Below are 1,822 nucleotides of genomic sequence, written 5' to 3'. Positions count from 1 at the left end.
GGGCGTGGCCGGCGTCCCGGGCGGGGGAGCGCCCGCCCAGGCCGTGGGCCTCGGCCACGTCGGCGAGCAGGTGGAAGCGGCCGGGACGCTGCTGGGGGGTCGCCGTCCTCACCTGGCGGATCAGCTCGTGGAGCTCGGCTCTCAGCCGCAGCTCGGCCACGGTCGGCGGTCCGTCCGGAGCGCCGGGGGCGGGAGCCGGTCCGGTGTCGGGTGCGCCGGAGGCGGTCGCGACCATGCCGGCCATGGCGACGGCCACCGCGCGTTCGACGGCCGGCACCGGCCAGGCGCGGTCCACGGTGAGCACGTGGACGCCCTGCCGGGTGGTGAGCTCGATGGCGTTGTCCGTCGAGGTGTGGCCGGCGACCACCTCCATCGGGATCGGCGCGCCGCCGTCCGGCGTGATGTCGACGAGCGCCGAGCCGTACGCGCTGGTGGTGGCGCCGGTGAGGGTGGCGGCGCGGCCCATGGCGGCGACGGCGGCGGTGACGGCGGGATGGGCGGGGCGGCCGCAGAACTCGTTGACGGCGTTCAGCTGAGCCGCCGTCAGCAGGCCAGCGCGGGCGGCGGCGACCTGCCTGGCGGTGGCGCCCTCGGCGCCGGGGGTCAGGCCGGCGTCCCGCAGCTCGGTGCGGAGCCGGTCCTCCACGAATGCGCGGTCGAGCGGCGAGGCGCCGGCCCGTGCTTCGATCAGCGCCCTGATGTGGACCAGCGTCGCGGCGTCGCCGCGCCGGAGCGTGGGCACGTCCTGCCGGGGGCCGGGGACGAGCGCGTGGCCGGGGGCGAGCCCCGCCTGCTCGGCGACCGCCTCAGCGACGAGTTCGGCCAGCCGGAGTCGCACCGACGACCCGTCGGCGGGGGAGACGGCGACCGACAGGCGGCCGGGACCGGACGTACGCACCTCGACCTGCCCCGGAGGCAGCTCCGCCTCGCTCACCTCGAGAGTGAGCGGGCCCGCGGGCGACGACACGTCGAACGTCCCCGAGGGAGACAGCGCGGGCGACACAGCGGGAGACAGCATGGGCGACAGCGCGGGTGAGGGAGAGGGCGCGGCGGGGGTGATGGCCGTGACCCCGGACAGGTCGGCGAGGGCGACGAGGCCGGTCGCGGTCGTCGGCAGGGCGCCGATGGAGCCCGTGTGGAAGTCCGGCACCGCCTGCGGGCCCGCCGACCACGGGAACGACGGAGGCGCCTGCCCCTGCCGGAGGAGGGCGGCGGCCAGGGACTCCAGCTCGTGCGTCCACTTGCGCACCTCGTCCGCCGTCCCGGGCGTGGGCTGGGCGTCGTGGGCCGCCCGCGCGGCCAGCCACCGGCGGGTCAGGTGACGGAACTCGTCGAAGCGGGCCGCCACGCAGTCGTCGTGGCCCACGGACGACTGTTTCCCGGACACCCATCGGCGCAGCACGCCCTGCTCCGACCTCGCCGCCCTGGCGGCGATGGCCCGCCCGGCGTGCGAGATCTCGTGCAGCACCGCGCGGGCGAGCTGGTCGTCGGCGGTGCGCGGGGGGATCGTCATCCTCCCGCTCTCCAGGTTCGTCTCGGCGACCTTGCCGGCTGCGACCTCGCCGATCGCGACCTGGAAACGGAGCGTCCCCCACGACTCGGTCTCCACGGTGAGCGTGGATCCGGACCAGGACCAGCCGAGCACATTCCCGCCGAAGTCGGAGACGCGCAGGTCGCGCGCGAGCGCCTCCCTGAGCTCGTCGAGCGTCACGTCGGGGAGGTGCGGCGCCCTGCCGTCGCCGGCGAACGCGGAGTCGCCGACCTCCGGCGCGCTCACGGACGCGCCCGCCGAGCCCTGGGCCCGGCCGCCGCTCGACGGCGT

General features: G+C 77.0%; 1 protein-coding gene. It reads right to left on the bottom strand.

The genetic code is table 11. The annotated features are described in order from the left end of the window. Positions 1-1,822 (bottom strand): hypothetical protein (locus tag DQW85_RS23575; RefSeq protein WP_205315352.1); only part of this gene is annotated, 1,822 nt, incomplete at both ends.

Source organism: Nonomuraea lactucae, assembly GCF_003313395.1.
GTDB lineage: Bacteria > Actinomycetota > Actinomycetes > Streptosporangiales > Streptosporangiaceae > Nonomuraea > Nonomuraea lactucae.
The sequence above is the reverse complement of the archived record's forward strand: the minus strand, read 5'-3'. Positions and strand labels throughout refer to the sequence as shown.